The organism is Sorangium sp. So ce124, from assembly GCF_051525235.1.
GTDB lineage: Bacteria > Myxococcota_A > Polyangia > Polyangiales > Polyangiaceae > Sorangium > Sorangium atrum.
The window spans coordinates 8846920-8864998 of sequence record NZ_CP150312.1 but is presented as its reverse complement, the minus strand read 5'-3'; the positions used below and the strand labels follow the sequence as shown (position 1 = coordinate 8864998).

Below are 18079 nucleotides of genomic sequence, written 5' to 3'. Positions count from 1 at the left end.
CTGCCGGCCGGTGTCAAGCGTCGGCTGCGAGCGGGTGGCGGCGGCGGCGCTTCTGGCAGCGGGCTCATCTGTCGACACTGCGCCGCTGCGACGCCGCGACGCTGCTGGACGAGCGGCCGCGTGGTCGCGTCTGGGCGCATGAGCGGGGCGCACGGGCGGGGCGAACGGCGGGCTGGTGGCTCTCCCTGGACGAACGGGCGGCCAGGGCGCCGCCCGACGCCGCTCCGGCTGAGGCACTGGCGGACATCGCTGAAGGTGCGTATCCTTGGGGAGCCCTGAGCACCCCACCCAGGGCACGGCCGGCCGGGTTCACCGCACGGTTCGCCTTCCGGCGGGGCGAGCGCCCCGTCAGAGGCAGGACCCGCCGACAAAGCACGCAGAGGAGATTCCAGGATGATCACGATCACGCAGAAGGCAGCCGAGAAGGTGATGGAGATCGCGACAGCGGAGGAGCTGCTGGGGCAGGGGTTGCGCCTGCGCGTCGTGGGCGGTGGGTGCGCCGGCTTCTCGTACGACCTGTACTTCGAGGACAAGCCCACGGAGTTCGACGAGGAGTTCGAGGACAGAGGAGTCAAGCTCTACATCGACCCGTTGAGCTTCCAGTACCTGGACGGCACGGAGATCGACTACGTGGAAGGCCTCCACGGCTCGGGCTTCAAGTTCAGCAACCCGTCGGTGAAGAGCACCTGCGGCTGCGGCTCCTCGTTCTCCGTCTGATTCCGTCAGATTCCGTCTGATCAGGCGCCCGCCCTCTTCGCGGGCGTCGCTTCCGTCTTGGCTCGCGCCGCTCGTCTCTGGAGCGGCCGACGCGAGATGCACACGGGCCGCGTGAGCGCGTCTGCCCGGAGCATCGCGGACTTCCTGGCTCTCTAGCGCCTCCGGTTAGGCTCGTCCCTCGCGCGGGCGAGCCTGAGGCGCATGCGCCAGCGCTTCGCAGCCATGGTGTACAAGCTGCCCGCCCGGGGCGGCATGCCAGCTGCATCGCAGCCTGGGTGGGCTGCTCTCTTCGGAATCTCGAACCAACCACTTCGGCGGCAAGTGCCGGCGAGGCGATCAACGCGATCGAGGTCCGGCCCCGGCCGACCTCGACAGCAGGAGCCGGGGTCCGGCATCGGCCGGCCTCATCAACCGAACCGGGGTCTTCGGACCTCGAAGGAAACCCTGTGCAAACGTCCCGAGATCAGGCCAGCGCGGTTTCGCGCTACATCACGCATGTTCGGCAGATCCCGGAGCTGTCGCGCGAGGAAGAAGTCGAGCTCGCTCGACGGTGGCGGGACCACGGCGACGAGCAGGCCGCAGCCGCGCTCGCGCTCGCAAACCTGAGGCATGTTGTCTCGATAGCCATCAGCTACCGGCGTTACGGGATCCCGCTCGCCGATCTCATCGCCGAGGGGAACTTCGGGATCGTCCACGCGATCCGCAAGTACGACCCGGACCGCGGAAACCGCTTCGTGACCTACGCGGCCTACTGGATCCGGGCGTACATCCTGAACCACGTCATCCACTCCTGGAGCCTGGTCGGCGTGGGCTCGGGCCCGCTCCGCTCGAAGATGTTCTTCCGGTTGCGGCGGGAGCGGGCGCGCATCGCGGGCCTCGTGGGCGAAGGGGAGGAGGGGGATCGGCTGCTGGCCGAGAAGTTCGGGGCGCCGGCGGAGAAGGTGCTGGAGATGGCTCACCGGCTGGAGGCCCGGGACGTCTCGCTCGACACGAAGGTGTTCGAGGACGGCGCCCGGTCGCTTGTCGACACGCTGCCCGCGGACGATCAGGACCAGGAGGAGCGCTTCTCGCGCGCGGAGGAGGGGGCCCTGCTCCGGGAGCGGCTGACGCAGGCGGTCGAGAACCTGGACCCGCGCGAGCGGTACATCGTCGAGACCCGGATGATGGCGGATCCCGAGGAGGAGCTGTCGCTCGCCGAGATCGGGCGTCGCCTGGGCGTGTCGCGCGAGCGGGCTCGGCAGCTCGAGGCGCGCGCCAAGAAAAAGCTGCGCGACCGCCTCCAGCCGCTGGCAGCGTAGCGATTTGCCACAGGTGAGCGGCGGGCGAGCACAAAAGCACGAAGCCCCGCCGGGGCGGAGCTTCGTGGTCGCAGGAGACGTAAGCCGAGTTCTGTTGCGCGGGGAGTCGCCCCCCTCGCGCTGGCGATCATTCCTCTAGGACGCGCGTCGCCGCGCGCCTCAAGCAGCCAACCCGGAGGCCTGGGGCGGGCAACCCTTGCCGCGCCGGCTGTCGCCGTCGCGGACGCCTCCCTACGCGGCCTTGCTCCAGGTGGGGTTTGCCGTGCCGCCCTTGTTGCCAAGGGCGCGGTGGGCTCTTACCCCGCCGTTTCACCCTTGCCGCGCGGCGAGCCAGCGGAGGCTCGGAGCCCAGCCCATCCGGGCAGGAGGCTCCTTGCCCTCGCGAAGCGCGCGGCGCGGCGGTCTGTTCTCTGTTGCACTTTCCTCGAGATCGCTCTCACCGGGCGTTACCCGGCACCCTGCCCTGCGGAGCTCGGACTTTCCTCCCGCGGCCGGGTTTCCCCGTCCACCGGCGATCGCCTGTCCCGCTGCGACGCGGCGAACATAGTCAAGAGCCGGCCGAACGCCAACACCTGAGGTCGGAGAACGGGCTGCGCGAGCCAGGGGGTGGCGCGCGCAGCGCGTGCGCGCGTCGTGGACCTCGGGGCACGTCACGGGCGCGACCTCGCAGAGCGCCTCGATCGCGGTACGCGGTACGACAGACATCGCCGCCGCTGGACCCGTCAACCCACCTCTGCAAGGAGAAGTCGTGTTATCTGCATGCCATGGAGTGTCTCGTCTCGTAGTTTCGAGGCCAAGCTCCGGCGGTGACACCGCGCGTGGTGCGGTCGACGGGGAGCGGAAGTACGGCTGAACGAGAGAGCGATATCTCGACGCGAGTCCACATCGATCGATCATGAGGATGCCCGGCGAATGCCGGCTCCGCGTGGTCGAACTCTCAGGAGGGGCGCGGGCGGGAGCGCTGTCGAGATCCTGGGTGAAACGCTCTTTGTGTGGCGTGTTTGCTCAGCGTGCCTCGTGGACACACGGCACTTCGACAGAGGTGGCAAACGCTTCGCCTGGGGTTGCCCCCATGCTCGTATCCAGCGATCAGGGACAGGCGCGCTCCCTGTCAGGTTCAGGTGCGGCGGAGCTTCTGCGCCATCTGGGCGCCCAGCTCGGCCGAGCGGTTGGACGCCGCCTCGACCGCGTCGATCAAGGTGCGGCGGAGGCCGCCTGCCTCCAGCGTGTGAAGCCCCGCGATGGCCGTGCCGCCGGGGCTCGTCACCATGTCCTTCAGGCGGCCCGGGTGCTCGCCGGTCTCGAGCTGGAGCTTGGCGGCGCCGTACACCGTCTGCGCCGCGAGCAGCAGCGCCGCGTCCCGGCCGAGGCCGACCTTCACGCCGCCGTCCGCGAGCGCCTCGATCATCACCATGACGTAGGCGGGGCCGCTGCCCGACAGGCCGGTCACCGCGTCGAGCAGCGACTCGTCGAGCACGACGACGCGGCCGACCGCCTGGAACAGGGTCCGGGCGATCTCGACGTCCTCGTTCGTGGCGTGGCTCCCGGCGGCGATCGCCGTGGCGCCGGCGAGCGCGATCGCCGCTGTGTTCGGCATGCTGCGGATGACGCGCGCCCCCTCGGGCAGGCGCGCCTCGATGGCGTCGATCGGCACGCCGGCCGCCACCGAGATCACGACGTCCGAGCGGCCGAGCCCCGACGAGATGGGGGCGAGGATGCGATCGACGATCTGCGGCTTGACGGCGATGACGAGGACGTCGGCCCACTGGCAGAGCGCCTCGTTGTCCTCGGTGGTCTCGATGCCGTAGCGCCCGCGGAGAAACGAGAGCCGCTCGCCCTTGAGATCGCTCGCGCGGATCTGCTCCGCGCCCACGGCGCCGCCCTGGACGAGGCCGCGGATGAGCGCCTCCGCCATGTTTCCGCCGCCAAGAAACCCGATCTTGCGCCCTCGCAGCAGACCCTCATCGCTCGCCATCGCTCGCCTCTCCTCCAGGAGGGCGCACCCTAGCAGCCTTGCCGAGCTCGCGGCTCAAATCTCGACGGACACCGCCGTCCGGCTGCGTGCCGCCATGGACGGGCAGTCAGGCGCGGGGCCCGCTCGCCAGCACCGAGGCGAGCGCCCTTGTCAGCCGAGGCTGCGGCGTTATTGGTGCGGCGGAATGAACGCAGTCGCTCCCATGTTCGTCGATGGCAGGACGGGACCTTTCGACTGCCTGACGGAGATTTCATGATTCAAGCGGTTTCCTATCGTTCGCGCGCTTCGGCCTTCGCCTTGCTCATGGCAGCGGGGCTGGCCCTGGGCGGCTGCGGTCAACAGGCCCACGCCGCGCCGCCTTCCACCCAGGCCGCTGCCTCGCCGCAGGCCGCGGCGCCGCCGGTGGCGACCGTGACGCTCCCGCCGGCGACGGCGCCGGTGCCGGCCACCTTCGATGTCGCCGCCCTGTCAGAGCGGGTCAAGCCGATGGTCGTCAACATCACGACGACGCATGAGGTCCAGGGACCCGAAGGGCTCGACCCCTTCCAGTTCTTCTTCGGTCCGCAAGGCGGCGGCCGGCTCAACCCGCGGGGCCAGCAGCCGACCCAGACGGCGCTCGGTACCGGCTTCATCATCGATCCGAGCGGCTACGTCGTGACGAACGAGCACGTCATCCACGACGCGTCCGGCGTCCGCGTGCGGCTCGCCGACGAGCGGGAGTTCGATGCCGAGGTCGTCGGCCGCGATCCCAAGCTCGATCTCGCGCTCCTCCGCCTGAAGGGCGCGAGCGGCCTGCCTGTGGCGCCGCTCGGGGCGAGCGAGCAGCTGCGGGTCGGCGAGCACGTGCTCGCGGTCGGCAACCCCTTCGGGCTCGGCCACACGGTCACGCTCGGCATCGTCAGCGCGAAGGCGCGCGCGATCGGCGCGGGGCCGTACGACGACTTCATCCAGACCGACGCGTCGATCAACCCGGGCAACAGCGGCGGCCCGCTGTTCAACTGGCGGGGCGAGGTCGTGGGCATCAACACCGCGATCCGGGCGGGCGCGAACGGGATCGGCTTCGCGATCCCGATCGACGCGCTGAAGGACGTGCTCCCGCAGCTCCGTGAGAAGGGCTTCGTCGAGCGCGGCAAGCTCGGCCTCCTGTTCCAGCCCGTCACGCGCGATCTCGCCAGCGCGCTCCACCTGGACGGGCCTCGGGGCGCGCTCGTCGCCGAGGTCGAGCCGGGCGGCGCGGCCGCGCGCGCCGGCATCAAGCCGGGCGACGTGATCGTGAACGTGAACGGCGTCCCCATCAACCACGCCGAGGAGCTGCGGCGCAACGTGGCGCGCAACGCGCCCGGCGCCGAGATCGCGGTGACGCTGGTGCGCGCCCAGAAGCAGCAACAGGTCACGGCCAAGCTGGACGCGCTGCAAGACGAGGAGGGCGACGCGGCGGGCCGTGAGCGGCCGAGCCAGGGCGCCCGGCCCGAGCGCCAGCTGAGCGCCGAGAAGCTCGGCATCCAGGTCTCCGAGGCCCCGGGCGGCGGGGTGCGGGTCGACGGGTTCGCCTCGGGCAGCAAGGTCCAGGAGATCGAGGTGGGCGACGTGATCCTCGAGGTGAACGGCGCCCCCGTGAAGGATGTCGCCGGCCTCCGCGCGGCCATCGGCAAGCTCAAGGACGGGTCGGTCGCCCTCCTCAAGGTGCGGCGCGGGAAGCTCGTCCAGTTCGCGGCCGTGCCGATCCCCGCGCGCTGATCCTGCGCCGGGCGTGGCTGCCGCGGCTGGCGTGAGCCGGCCTGCGCCAGCCGCGTCAACCCCGTTCCCGCGTCACCCCACGCCTCGCTGCCGGTCGGCGGCGTCCTCCCCATCCAGCGGCGCCCTCCCGGCGCGCGCCGCCTCCGCGAGCGCGCGCTTCTCTGCCTCCGTCTGCTTCACGCGCTCCTCGAGCACGTCGGTGCCGAGGTAGCGGAAGACGTAGACCCCCCCGACGAACATGCAGAGGAACAGGGTGAGCACCCGCCAGAGGACGACGTACGGCACCACGAACGCGCCGTGGACCCAGGGCGACATGAGCGCGTTCGAGCCGAGCTCGGCGACGCCGCTCGCGCCGGGCGTGGGGGTCATGTAGAGCGCGAAGTTGAGCAGCGTCTGGATCAGGACGACCTGCACGATCGGCGGGCCTACCGCGACGAACGTCGAGGGCGAGGTCGGAATGCCGAGCCCGAGCAGGATGAAGTAGGCGACGGCGAACCGCGAGCAGAAGAAGCCGAACGTGAGCAGCAGCGCGGCGGCGTAGGCGCGCTTGCCGCGGCGCATGTAGATGCGGAAGCCCTGGTGGAACTCGTCCACGCTCAGCAGCAGGCGCGCGGTCGTGGCGCCGGGGGCGGCGAGCGCGGCCTCGGCGCGGGCCCGCAGCCGGGGCACGCGCCGGGCGCCCAGCAGGACGGCGCGCAGGAGCTTCCCGAGCGGCACCGACAGCGCGCGGACGATCCCCTTGAGGAGGGGCGGGTACGCGGCCGCGGCGATCAGCGCGACGAGGGCCGAGCCGAACATCGCGACGGTGAAGATGAGCAGCCACTCGATCTGCGGGCCCGCCTGCACGACCAGCATCCCGCCCTGCTGCAGCGCGAAGATGACGAGGGCGGACAGGAGGAAGAAGGTGATCGTGCACGAGGCGGTGAGGAGCTCGGCCGTGGCCACATCGACGAGCCGCATGCCGCCGTGCACGAGCACGGCGGCCTGCGACGGCGCCGCGCCGGCCTGCCCGGGGGTCACCCCGGCGCAGAACATCAGCACGAACTCCGAGGTCACCGCGGTGCGGAGGCGGAGCTCGGGCCAGAGGACGCGCCCGAGGCTCCAGATCCTGAGGCCTCCGAACACGCCCTCTTGCAGCGCCAGCACGGCGCCGACGAGCAGCCAGCCCGGGCGCACGTGCGCGAACGCGGCGGTGAGGCTCGCCTGCTTGTCGTGGATCTCGTTGTAGAGGACGTAAGCGAACGACGCGAGCGTCAGCGTGACGATGAGCTGGATGCCTCGGATCAGGGTGGCGCGGTTCATACAGGGGCACGCAGCCGGGGTGATCGCATGCGCACGCCCCCTATACCCTGTCGCCGGCGCTCGCGACCGTCATGCCTGCGCTCCTCCAGGTCGACATCCCTCCCGCGGCGGACCCGACCACACGACGCACGCGCGCGCCGGGTGCGAAGGCCGCTTCGCGCAGGCACTCCCTCCCTCGCCGCGCTCCCCGGGCTCCTCCAGCGCGCCGCGTTCGCCGCCGTCCTCCGTCGTCGCGCCGTCGCATCGTTGCGCGCATCCGTGCCTTTCGAGGCCAGGCCGAGGAGATGTCTATTGCGTATCCGGGGGCGGCTCGCGATGCTGCGAGCGTCATGGCGGGACGAAAGATCGCTATCAGTACCGGCGGAGGCGACGCGCCTGGGCTCAACGCTGTGATCCGCGCGGCCACGCTCGGCGCGCTCGAGCGTGGCTGGGAGGTCTGGGGGATCCGGCAGGGGTACCGCGGGCTGCTCGACGACGCTCCGGACGGGCTCATCCGCCTGGATCGCGAGCGGGTCCGGGGCATCGCGCACCTCGGGGGCACCATCCTGGGCACCGCGAACCGCGGCGATCCGTTCCACTACCCGACGCCAGGCGAGCACGGGCTCGTGCCCCGGGATCGGTCCGAGGATCTCGTGCGGCGGTTCCGGGCGGAGGGGTTCGACGCGCTCATCTCGGTGGGCGGCGACGGCTCCATGCGGATCGCGCACGAGCTGCTCCAGCGCGGGCTGCCCCTCGTCATCGGCGTACCGAAGACGATCGACAACGACGTCTGCTGCACGGACCTCACGTTCGGCTTCGACACGGCGGTCTCCATCGCGACCGAGGCGCTCGACCGGCTCCACACCACGACCGAGGCGCACGAGCGGATCATGGTCGTGGAGGTGATGGGGCGGCACGCGGGCTGGATCGCGCTCAACGCCGGGATCGCCGGCGGAGCCGACGCCATCCTGATGCCGGAGATCCCGTTCCGGTTCGAGGCCATCGCCGAGAAGATCCGCCTGCGGGAGTCGCGCGGGCGGCGCTTCTCCATCGTCGTGGCGGCCGAGGGGGCGCACGCGCAAGGGGGCGAGCTGATCATCAAGGACGCGGGCGACGCCTTCCGCCGCACCGCCGTGCTCGGGGGCGTGGCCGAGCGCGTGGCGAAGGAGCTCGCGGCCCGCACCGGCAAGGAAGCGCGCTCGATGGTGCTCGGCCACCTCCAGCGAGGCGGCGGACCCACGACGGCGGATCGCTTGCTCGCCCTCCGCTTCGGCGCGGCCGCGGCGCGCTGCCTCGTCGAGGACTGCGGCAGCGGGATGGTGGCGCTGCGAGCGAACCGGATCGAGCTCGTCCCCCTCGAGGAGGTCGCCGGCAAGACGAAGACGGTGCCGCTCGACTCGGACACGGTCGTCACGGCCCGTGAGATGGGCCTGTGCTTCGGAGACGAGGCGCCCGGCCACTTCGTCGCGCCCTGATCGGCGAGCGGGCGATTCTTCCGCGGTCTTCCCCCCTTCCCGGCAAGGGCCATGTAGGATTGTGCGGTATCGCGCCCGGCCGGGCGATTTCCGCTCGGCGCGCCGTCGACAGGATTGGCAGGCGGACGGCGACCGCGCGACCTGAGCTGCGCCGCCAGCCTCGTGTTTGACACTCGTCGAAGGGGACCGATATCTTGGTTTCCCCTCCGAACCCGCGCACACCCCGGAACATGACGAAAGTCCTCGTATTTGAGAGCGATCCGGCGTTTGCCGGGGAGCTCCGCACGGAATTGGGCCGCCTCGGCTGCACCGTTCAGGTGGTCGACGACGGCAACGTCGGCCTGCAGGCGGCTGCGGCCGAGCGCCCCGACCTCATCCTGCTGTCGATCGAGCTGCCGCGCATGAACGGCTTCTCGGTCTGCAACAAGCTCAAGAAGGACGTGCAGCTCAAGGACGTCCCGCTCGTCATCATGTCGAGCGAGTCGAGCGAAGAGACGTTCGAGCAGCACCGGAAGCTCAGGACGCGCGCGGAGGACTACATTCACAAGCCGATCGCGTTCGGCGAGCTCCTCGAGCACATCCGCAACTATGTCCCGATCGACGGGGACGATGCGGAGGCCGATCCGATCATGATCGACGAGGCCGAGGTGCTCGAGGCCGACATCGACGAGGACTCGGGCGATCCCACGATCATCACGGCCGCCGTGGCCTCGAACGGTACGCCCGCGAGCGTCGCGCCTCCGCCCGCTGCTGCGCCGTCGGTCCCGCCGCCGGTGCCGAGGCCGCCGTCCGCGGCGCCCCCGCCGCCCGCCGCCGCCCCGTCCGTTGTGCCGCCGCCCCCCGCGCCGAGGCCGCCGTCCGCGGCGCCGAGGCCGCCGTCCGCGGCGCCGCCGCCTGCCGCCATACCGTCGGCACCCCCTGTCGCTGCTGCGCAGGAGCGCGCCCGGGCGTCAGCTCCGCCGAGGCCCCCGCAGGGCGCCGCGCCGCGGTCCGACGTCCGCAAGTCGGACGAGGACATCGACGAGTTCATCGGCGGCGCGTTCACCCGGCTGATCCGCGACGAGGAGGAGGAGCGGACCGACGTCAGGCCCTCGGTCGCGCCGTCGACGCGGACGCTGGCGCCCACGAAGACGCCCGTACCAGCCTCGGCGCCGCCGCCCGTGAGCTCGTCGCCGGTGGCCGCGTACCGGGCGCCGGTCTCCGAGCGCGGGGCCGCGTACCGGGCGCCGGTCTCCGAGCGCGGGGCCGCGTACCGGGCGCCGATCTCCGAGCGCGGGCGGCTGACCCCTGCGCCGCCCGCGCCGCCTCGCTCCGACGCCGACCCGGCCGAGATCGAGCGCCTGCGTGGCGAGCTGGACAGATCCAAGGGCGAGATCGTCCGCCTCACCAAGGAAGTCGCGGCCGCGCGCGCGACCTCGCTCCGCCTCGAGGGCGAGCTCTCCTCGGCGAACGACGGCAGCCAGGAGGCGGCCCGCCTGCGGCGCGAGCTCGACGAGCTCAAGGTGAAGCTCGCGGCCGGCGGCGGCGCCGGCTCCAGGCCCGGCGGCGTGTCGAGCCGCGAGTTCCTGGATCTGCGCGAGGCGCTCAACAAGAAGGACAAGGAGATCCTCGCGCTTCGCGACCAGATGTCGCGCAAGGACAAGGAGCTGCTGGAGCTCCGGGATCAATCGCTGTCGCTCGAGCGGGAGAAGGCCGATCAGGTCGACAGGATCCTGGAGCTCGAGCGCGCGAGCGAGGACCTCGACGGGCAGGTCGCGTCGCTCCGCGCGGACAAGGAGCTCGCCGCGAAGCGCGCCGACGACTTCAAGGCGCGCGCGGAGAAGCTGCAGGGGCAGATCGCCGCCCGCGACGCGGATCTCTCGGCGGCCCGGCAGGCGCTGATGGACGCGGAGGCGGCGCACACGGAGGCGCTGCGCGCGGCGGCGGACGAGAAGGCGCAAGCGATCGCCGCCGTCGAGGCCTCGGCGCAGCGCGAGCTCGAGGAGAGCGCGCAGGCGGAGCGCGAGCGCTTCGAGCAGGCGGCCGCGGGGCACCGGGCGGAGATCGAGCGGCTCAACGCCGAGCACGCCGCCCGGCGCGAGCAGCAGGCTGCCGAGCATCGCGCCGCCACCGAGAAGCTGACCGGCGAGCACGCCGCCGCCACCGAGAAGCTGGCCGGCGAGCACGCCGCGGCGCTGGACCGCCTCCGGGCCGAGCATGCGGCGGCGGCGGAGGGGGCGAAGACCGAGCACGCCGCTGCCATGGAGGGGCTGCGGTCCGAGCACGCCGGGGCGCTCGACGCGTCGAGGCGCGAGCACGAGGCTGCCGTCGAGGCGCTGCGGCGCGAGCACGAAGCCGCGACGGAGCGGCGCGACCGGGAGCACGCCGCCGCGCTGGACACGGCGCGCAGCGAGCACGCCGCCGCTCTGGAGCGCGCGCAGGCGGAGCACGCCGCCGCGCTCCAGGGGGCTCGCGCCGAGCACGCCGCCGCGCTCGAGAAGCAGCAGGCTGGGCACGCGTCCGAGCTGGAGTCGCTGCGGGGCGAACACGCGTCCGCGCTGGAGTCGCTGCGGGGCGAGCACGCGTCCGAGCTGGAGTCGCTGCGGGGCGAGCACGCGAGCGCCGTCGAGGCGCTCCGGAGCGAGCACGCGGACGAGATCGGACGGCGGGATCGCGAGCACGCGAGCGCGCTGCAACGCCTCCAGACCGAGCACGCGCGCGCCCTCGAGGGGCAGGCCGAGGAGCACGCGCGGGCGGTCGCTCAGCAAACGGAGGAGCACGCGCGGGCGCTCGCGGCCGCGCGAGAGAGCTTCGCAGCGCAGCTCGCGGCGCGGGAGCGCGAGCTCATCGAGGAGCGCGAGCAGGCCGTCCGCGACGCCGAGCAGGCCCACGCGAAGCGGGTGGCCGAGCTCGAGGAGCGCGCCGCCGAGCGGCAGGCGCAGCTCGAGGCCGCGCATGCGCAGGCGCTCGCCGACACGCGCGCGGCGCACCAGGCCGAGACCGCCGAGCGGGAGGCCGCCTGGGCGGCGCAGCGGAGCGAGCTGGACGAGGTCGCCCGCGGCCTCTCCACCGAGCTCGGGCAAGCGCGCAGCCAGATCGCGAACCTCGAGGCCCGGAAGCAGGAGCTCGATCAGCAGCTGGAGCAGCGCGCGGGCGAGCTCTCCGCGGCCGCCGCGGAGCGCGAGCGCTTGCAGGGCGAGCTCGCCGAGCGGGCGCAATCCATCGAGGCGCTCCAGGGCCGGCTCGCCGAGGCCGAGCGGCGCGGGAGCGAGCTCGGCGCTCAGCTCTCGCAGCGGACCGAGGAGCGCGACACCCTGCGGGCGCACGGCGAGCAGCTCACCGAGCAGCTGGCCGTCGAGCGCGCCCGCCTGCAGAAGGCACGCTCGAAGTGGGGCGAGGACCGCGTCTCGCTCGAGCGCGCGCGGGAGGCGCTCGCCTCGGCGCTGTCGCAGATCGATCAAGCCGAGGCGCTCTCGATCGAGTGAGCCCTCGGCGCTCCCTGGAGGGCGCTCGGGGCGCTCAGCGCGAGAGCGCGGCCGCCCCGAACGCCTCGGGGAGCAGCGCCGACAGCGAGGTGGTCCGCGCCGGCACGCCGTCGGCCTCGGCGGCGATGAGGCGGATCGGGAGATCCACCGCGAACTCCGCGAGGGTTTGCCGGCACATGCCGCACGGGCTGCCGAGCACGGGCCCGCTGGTGGCGACGGTGAGCGCGATCGGATCGCGCTCGCCGGCCGCGACCATCTGCACGATGGCGGAGCGCTCTGCGCAGATGGTGAGCCCGTACGAGGCGTTCTCGACGTTGCAGCCGGTGAACACGCGGCCGGATCGCACGACGATCGCCGCGCCCACCCGGTAACTGGAGTACGGCGCGTGCGCCCGCGTCCGGACGGCGAGGGCGGCCCGGTCGAGCGCGTCCCAGTCGATCGCCTGCGCCGCCTCGGTGGAGGCGGGCGCGTGTCCGGCGTCGTGGCGGGCGTCGTGCGGAGCGCGGCTCACGACGCCGAGCTCCCGGCCGCGACGTCGGCGCCTACGCGGCGGACCCACGCCGAGAGCAGCGCCGTGAACCGGGCGCGCGCCTCCCGGGCCGTCTCCTCGACCTCCTTGTGGTCGAGCTCGCGCTTGGTCAGCCCCGCGGCGAGGTTCGTGACGCACGAGATGGCCGCGGCCGGCACGCCCATGTGCCTGAGCGCGATGATCTCCGGGACCGTGCTCATCCCGACCGCATCGGCCCCGAGCGTGCGAAGCATCCGGATCTCGGCGGGCGTCTCGTACGTCGGCCCGAGCAGCGCGGCGTAGACCCCCTCGCGCAGGGCGACGCCCGCGTCGTCCGCCGCCGCCCTGGCGAGCTCGATCAGCCGCGGATCGTGCGCGTAGGTCATGTCGGGGAAGCGCTTGCCGAGCGCCTCGTCGTTCGGCCCGACCAGCGGGTTCGCTCCCATCAGGTTCAGGTGATCGGTGAGCAGCATCAGGTCGCCGGCGGCGAACCCCAGGTTGATGCCGCCGGCCGCGTTGGTCAGCAGCACGGCGCGACAGCCGAGCCGGGCGAGCACCCGCACGCCGAACACCACCTTCGCCAGCGGGTGCCCCTCGTAGAGGTGCGCGCGCCCCTGCAGGCAGGCGACCGGCACGTCCCCGACGCGGCCGGCGCAGAGGAAGCCGGGGTGCCCGGCGACGGCCGGCCGGGGCATGCCGGGGATGTCCGCGTAGGGCACCTTCACGAGCTCGGCGAGCTCGTCGCCCCAGCCGCCGAGCCCTGATCCCAGCACCACACCGACGCGCGGAGGCACTGGAATTCGTTCACGAATGACGCGCGCGGCTTCGTCGAGCTCGGGCAGGAGGGTCACCCCGACAAGCTACCCCAGGGCCGCGCAAAGCGTAAACGTCGCAGATGCACGGCGGCGCCGCGCGTGATAGGGTCGCCGCCCTTTCGGGGCAAGTGACGACGATGGGTACCAAGATCGAAGATTTCTTGAAGGAAAAGAAGATCGACCCCCGCCGCATCATCGCGGCGTCGGCGAAGATCGAGCGGCTGCAGCCGGAGGATCGGGCGATTCGCCTGACCAAGCGGCTGGCGCGTGGCAGCGAGGACGCCGCCAAGAAGAAGGAGGCGGCCGGGACCAAGAAGCCGCGCAGCGGTCGTCCCGTGACCGACCGCACGCTGAGCGCCGCGCTGCAGGGCAAGCCGATCAGCGGCCCCGCGAAGACGCGCGTGCTTCGCGCGGTCAACCGGCTCCTCGAGCAGAAGAAGCAGGAGAAGGTCGAGCTGTCGGCGCTCTTCGACCTGCCGAAGAAGGGCGGCGCGGCGGGGGCCGAGGCCGCGGGCTGAAGCCGACGGGGACGACCCGGACGGCGCCGTGATCTCTCGACTCACCCGGCTGGAGCGCTCGTTGGCCTGAGGCCGGCGCGGGCTCCAGCCGGGCTTTTTTGTCAGGGGCTGAAGGCGCTCGCTACACGCGATCGCGGCGGCGGGAGCCGAGATCGAGCAGGTCGGCGGCGACGAGGGCCACGGTCAGCGATACGGCGATGAAGATCATGCGCCGGAAGGTCGCGCCAATGTGGCTCAAGGAACAACTTTTCTGCGTTCGGCGTAACCGCCGCCCGTGGGGGAGCGACCGTGCGGCGCCATGAATGATCCGGCGGCTCGGCGCATCAGAGCCCTCCGTGCATACCGTGGCGGTCGAGACGGGGGCGCTGTGGGTGCACCTCTCGCGGTCGTTCTTCCCTGCTGACACGGCTGCGCCGGACGGTCGTGGCGACGACCTGCCCGAGTGCGCTGCCAGAGACGCCCACGCGGCGCTCGACGTCGCGTTTGCGGGCGGTGACCGCGCTCCGGCGCTCGTCGTCTCTCCGTCGAGCTCCATGAGCGCCGAGGGGGCGGGTAGGCTTCCGCAGGTGACCGAGCCCGACGACGGGGGCGAGTGGATCCGCCGCTTCCAGAGCGGTGACCCGACGGCGTTCGCGGAGATCTTCCGCCGCTACCGCCGCGACGTCGCGCGGCTCGTCTTCAGGATGCTCGGGCCGACCGCCGACGTCGAGGACGTCATCCAGGAGGTGTTCATCCAGGTGCACCGGAGCCTGGGCGACTTCCGGGGGCAATCGAAGTTCACGACGTGGCTCCACCGGGTGACGGTCAATGCCGTGCTGATGGCGCGGCGCGCTGCCCGCTGCCGGCCTGTGTTCGTGGGCGAGCTCGGCGTCGATATCGAGGTGGACCGCGGCATGCTCCCGGACGAGGACGCCGCTCGCGCTCGCAGGATCGACGCCTTTCGGCGGGTGCTGGAGCGCCTGCCCGAGAAGAAGCGGGTCGTCTACGTCCTGCACGAGCTCGAGGGGATCCCGCCGACCGAGATCGCCGAGATCGTCGGCGCGCCAGTCCTGACGGTGCGGACGCGCCTGTTCTATGCGCGCCGCGAGATCGAGGCGATGATGCGCGCCGAGCCCGCGCTCGCCCAGCTCGCCGCCGAGCTGGCCGAGGGCGGCGCGGACAAGCCGGACGGCGCCGGTCCGGCAGCGGCGCGCGCGCGCGTTTCCGTGGGGGGCGCCGCCGTGGGATATCCCGCGGCGGATCCATCGGCTGTCGACGCGGAGGACGCATGAGCGGCGCAAAGCACTACGATCGGGCACGCGAGCACATGGAGCGGTTGCTCCGCGCCGAGGAGCCGCCCGAGCCGCGCTGGGAGACCATCGAGCGCGAGCTGTTCGCGCGGATCGAGCGGGCCGCTCCTGTCCACCGCGCCGCGCCGCCGCGGCGCTCGCCGCTCGGGCGCGCGTTCGGGTTCGCGGCGGCGGCAGCGGCCATCGCGTTCGCGGTCCTCGCGGCCGGGCGCTCCGCCCCGCCCGTCACGGCGACGTCGACGCCGCCGCGCGCCCGCGATCTCGCCGAGGTCCCCGCGGCAGCCGGCGGCGACCTGGCGTCCGGCGACCTGGACTTCCGCGCCCTCCGGCCTGGCGACTCCATCGAGACCGCTGACCACGCGGTCTCCTTCGTCGACGTCGGCTCGGTGCGCTGGACGCTCCTGCCGGACAGCCGCGCCGTCGTGCGCGCCGTGGGCGCGGCGGGGGTCGGCCACGTGATCTCGCTCGAGCGGGGCTCGGTGCGCGCCGACGTCGTCACGCGCGCGCCCGAGGAGGGGCTCGTCGAGGCGTTCGCCGTCGAGGTGGACGGCACCCGCGTCGCGGTGCACGGCACGCTCTTCACCGTGACCCGGCTGGAGGGCCGCGTGGAGGTCGACGTGGAGCACGGCACCGTCGCGGTCGGCCCCGCGGCGTACCGCGGCGCGACCACCGCGCACCTCCTCGTCGGCCCGTCGCGCGGCACCTTCTCGCTCGACGGCGGCCGCGAGGCGCGCCTCCTCGATCGCCCCGCGCCGCAGGACGGCGCCGCCGAGGTCGCGCCGCCGGAGCCGGCGCCTGCACCTGCTCCGCCCCAGCCGGCCATCGGCGCGCGTCCGCCGGGCGGAGCCGCTCTGGCCCCGGCGGTCGTGGCTTGCGCGGAGGAGCCCGCCGCCCCGTCGGTCGCCGAGCCGAATGCGCCGCTGTCGCCGCTGACGACCGAGCCCGCGCCTGCCCTCGCGCCGCCGGTCCCGGAGGCGCAGGAAGCACCTAGCCCGCCGGCGCTCACGCCGGCCTCCGTGCAGTCGCTGCTCTCGAGCTGCTTTGCGCGAGAGAGCGCGGGCAGCAGGTCCTCGGTCCGCCGCTCGATCGTCTCGACGCTGCACGTCTCCGTGCGCCCCGACGGCAGCGTCGCCGCCCTGCGCTTCAACCCGCCGCTCCGCCCGGCGCTGCAGTCCTGCGCCGAGGGCCTCTACCGAGGTCGCTTCGCGGGAGGATCGAGGCAGCTCGACATCCCCCTGACCATCGACGACTGAGCGGCGGCCACCCGCTTCGGATACGGGCCCAGATCGACGTTTTCGGTGCTCGGCGCACTCGAGTGCGCCTGCGCGCCGAAAACGCCGATCTGGGCCCGTCTCCTGTGCGGGTGACCGCCGCTCTAGAGCGAGCCTAGCTCTAGACTGCCGCTCTAGAGCGAGCCTAGGAGCTGCGTGAGCGCGTAGGTTTCTCGCGCGCCCATCACGCCGAACTGCACTCCCATCCCCTCGGGGGTGGTCCACCGCACAACCGACGGGATCACGGCGGCCTGCTTCAGTCCTTGCAGGGACAGCAGCACCTCGACGGTCGCGCCGAAGGGAGCCGGCGAGCTCGTCTCGATGAACATCCCGCCCAGGCTTAGGTCGCGGCATATCGCGTCGACGCGCGGGCCGTCGCCGATCCGGAACGCGATCGAGAGCTCGATTTGCTTGCGCGGGTGCTTCCGGTGATCTCGCACGTTCCTCGCTGGCTAGCTGCGCGGCGCTGAGGCGCGCCGCGTGGGGTATTCTGGAGCGCAGAGGAGACGATCAATGTCGCGAGCCGAGAGCGTCGCTGTCAAGCGCCGGGAGCCGCGCTCGAGTTCTTCTTCGAGTCGCTCGAGTCGCTCGAGTCGCCCGAGTCGCCCGAGCAACAGCGGCAGCACCCCCGCGGTCGCGTCGTCCACGAGGGCCGACGCGGGGGCGCGCCGCGGCTGGAAGCGGCACCTCGAGGGCTGGGAGCCAGGGCTCGTGGCCGTGTTCATCGCGGGCTCCGCGGCGGTCCTCGCCGTGCCGCGGTCGGTCGAGCCGGCCGAGCTGCCGCTGCCGCTCGCGGACGCGCGAGCCCTCGCGCGCGTGCGAAACGCGGATATCACCCGCGCTCGCGAGGCCGAGGAGCTCGGGCTCGACACCGAGGTGCGCGAGCTCGGCTCCGCCGTCCGCGCGTTCGGGCTCGTGGACGCCGACGCGGATCATACCGAGGCCGAGCTCCTGGCCGCGCGCGCGCGGGTGAGCGGCGCCGTCGGTCCCGCCCTCGCTCAGGGAGACGAGGCGGTGCTCCGGCTGCGCGCCTACCAGCTGAGAGCGTTCGTGCGCGAGGTGCGCCGCTTCGAGGCGACAGGCGAGGCGTCCGACGAGCTGCGCGAGCTCGGCGGCGACTTCGTTGGGCTGCTCCGCCGAAACGCCTGGCTGGGGCAGGGGGAGGCGCAGCGCGGCGGCGGGGAGGGGGCCCGCCGCGTCGCCATGGATGGCGTCGTGCTCGGCGTGCTCTTCAAGAAGCGCTGGAGCGCCATCGTCGGCGTCCAGCGAGATCCGTTCGCCCCGGCGCTCGACGAGGAGCGCGCGCTGTTCAAGTTCTTGCTCGCGCACCCGACCGTCGCCGCGAGGAGCGCGCAGGCCCTTCCGGCTCCTCCCGACGAGGAGACGGCGGCGCGCCTTGAGCAGGCGGGCGGTTCGGGGCCGCGCGCGCCCGCGGCGGCGCTCCGCGCAGCGGAGGCGCGGCGCGCCGAGGAGCAGTACCGCCTGAAGAAGATCGACGAGATCGCCGCGCTCGACCCCTCCTATCCCAGGCACCTCGCCCGCGGCGTCACCCTCTATCGGCTGGGGAGCTTCATGCAATCGGCGGAGGCGTTCCGCAGCCACCTGGACCAGCACCCCGACGGGGCGTACACGCTTCGAGCGCAGAACTACCTGCGCGCCGCGCTCGAGCGCGCGCGCGAGGAGCAGTTCTAGGAACGGGCTCCTGTCGACCGCGCCGAGCGATCGCGGCCG

Annotated in this window: 14 protein-coding genes and 1 other RNA gene; 9 read left to right on the top strand and 6 right to left on the bottom strand. The window is 72.8% G+C overall.

Annotation, left to right across the window (positions count from 1 at the left end; all coding sequences use genetic code 11):
• The first annotated feature begins 393 nt into the window (after window positions 1-393).
• Together erpA and WMF19_RS33130 are read left to right on the top strand one after the other, a co-directional pair.
• Entirely contained in the window at window positions 394-717 is a 324-nt protein-coding gene (gene erpA / locus WMF19_RS33135; protein WP_272094801.1) for an iron-sulfur cluster insertion protein ErpA, read from the top strand.
• 446 nt (window positions 718-1163) lie between these two features.
• Complete coding sequence (locus WMF19_RS33130) at window positions 1164-2015, top strand: sigma-70 family RNA polymerase sigma factor (RefSeq protein ID WP_012238497.1); 852 nt, start codon at window positions 1164-1166, stop codon at window positions 2013-2015.
• Between the two features lie 66 nt (window positions 2016-2081).
• Here WMF19_RS33130 and rnpB read toward each other — a convergent pair.
• An RNA gene (gene rnpB, locus WMF19_RS33125) (RNase P RNA component class A) lies at window positions 2082-2546 on the bottom strand.
• Window positions 2547-3132: 586 nt separating this feature from the next.
• On the bottom strand, window positions 3133-3990 hold the full coding sequence (gene proC / locus WMF19_RS33120; protein WP_437894021.1) for a pyrroline-5-carboxylate reductase: 858 nt from the start codon (window positions 3988-3990) through the stop codon (window positions 3133-3135).
• Between the two features lie 252 nt (window positions 3991-4242).
• On the opposite strand from proC, the gene WMF19_RS33115 reads away from it, so the two are divergent.
• Complete coding sequence (locus WMF19_RS33115; protein WP_437894020.1) at window positions 4243-5727, top strand: Do family serine endopeptidase; 1485 nt, start codon at window positions 4243-4245, stop codon at window positions 5725-5727.
• Between the two features lie 72 nt (window positions 5728-5799).
• On the opposite strand, the gene WMF19_RS33110 is transcribed toward WMF19_RS33115, so the two are convergent.
• Window positions 5800-7029 carry a lysylphosphatidylglycerol synthase transmembrane domain-containing protein gene (locus tag WMF19_RS33110; RefSeq protein ID WP_437323868.1) on the bottom strand — a complete coding sequence of 410 codons (1230 nt, stop codon included), beginning with the start codon at window positions 7027-7029 and terminating at the stop codon, window positions 5800-5802.
• A 329-nt stretch (window positions 7030-7358) separates the two neighbouring features.
• Between WMF19_RS33110 and WMF19_RS33105 the strand changes: the two genes are divergently transcribed.
• Window positions 7359-8483 (top strand): 6-phosphofructokinase, encoded by a 1125-nt coding sequence (locus WMF19_RS33105; RefSeq protein WP_437894019.1) that lies wholly within the window; start codon window positions 7359-7361, stop codon window positions 8481-8483.
• A gap of 230 nt (window positions 8484-8713) precedes the next feature.
• Entirely contained in the window at window positions 8714-11947 is a 3234-nt protein-coding gene (locus WMF19_RS33100) for a response regulator (RefSeq protein WP_437894018.1), read from the top strand.
• Between the two features lie 34 nt (window positions 11948-11981).
• Here WMF19_RS33100 and WMF19_RS33095 read toward each other — a convergent pair whose 3' ends face one another.
• Together WMF19_RS33095 and WMF19_RS33090 are read right to left on the bottom strand one after the other, a co-directional pair.
• Window positions 11982-12458 (bottom strand): cytidine deaminase, encoded by a 477-nt coding sequence (locus tag WMF19_RS33095; RefSeq protein ID WP_437894017.1) that lies wholly within the window; start codon window positions 12456-12458, stop codon window positions 11982-11984.
• Window positions 12455-13306 (bottom strand): purine-nucleoside phosphorylase, encoded by an 852-nt coding sequence (locus tag WMF19_RS33090; RefSeq protein ID WP_437323864.1) that lies wholly within the window; start codon window positions 13304-13306, stop codon window positions 12455-12457. Before WMF19_RS33090 ends, WMF19_RS33095 begins: the two co-directional genes overlap by 4 nt.
• A gap of 101 nt (window positions 13307-13407) precedes the next feature.
• On the opposite strand from WMF19_RS33090, the gene WMF19_RS33085 reads away from it, so the two are divergent.
• From WMF19_RS33085 to WMF19_RS33075, 3 genes are all read left to right on the top strand, one after another.
• Entirely contained in the window at window positions 13408-13788 is a 381-nt protein-coding gene (locus WMF19_RS33085; RefSeq protein ID WP_437894016.1) for a hypothetical protein, read from the top strand.
• A 335-nt stretch (window positions 13789-14123) separates the two neighbouring features.
• Window positions 14124-15059, top strand: a complete 936-nt coding sequence (locus tag WMF19_RS33080; RefSeq protein ID WP_437894015.1) for an RNA polymerase sigma factor — start codon at window positions 14124-14126, stop codon at window positions 15057-15059.
• A complete protein-coding gene (locus WMF19_RS33075) occupies window positions 15056-16330 on the top strand; it encodes a FecR domain-containing protein (RefSeq protein WP_437894014.1) in 1275 nt (424 codons plus the stop codon). Before WMF19_RS33080 ends, WMF19_RS33075 begins: the two co-directional genes overlap by 4 nt.
• Window positions 16331-16482: 152 nt before the next feature.
• Here WMF19_RS33075 and WMF19_RS33070 read toward each other — a convergent pair whose 3' ends face one another.
• Window positions 16483-16788, bottom strand: a complete 306-nt coding sequence (locus WMF19_RS33070) for a PilZ domain-containing protein (RefSeq protein WP_272094789.1) — start codon at window positions 16786-16788, stop codon at window positions 16483-16485.
• 271 nt (window positions 16789-17059) lie between these two features.
• Between WMF19_RS33070 and WMF19_RS33065 the strand changes: the two genes are divergently transcribed.
• The gene (locus tag WMF19_RS33065) at window positions 17060-18040 is read left to right on the top strand and encodes a hypothetical protein (RefSeq protein ID WP_437894013.1); all 981 of its coding nucleotides are present in this window, start codon (window positions 17060-17062) and stop codon (window positions 18038-18040) included.
• The last annotated feature ends 39 nt before the right edge of the window (window positions 18041-18079 follow it).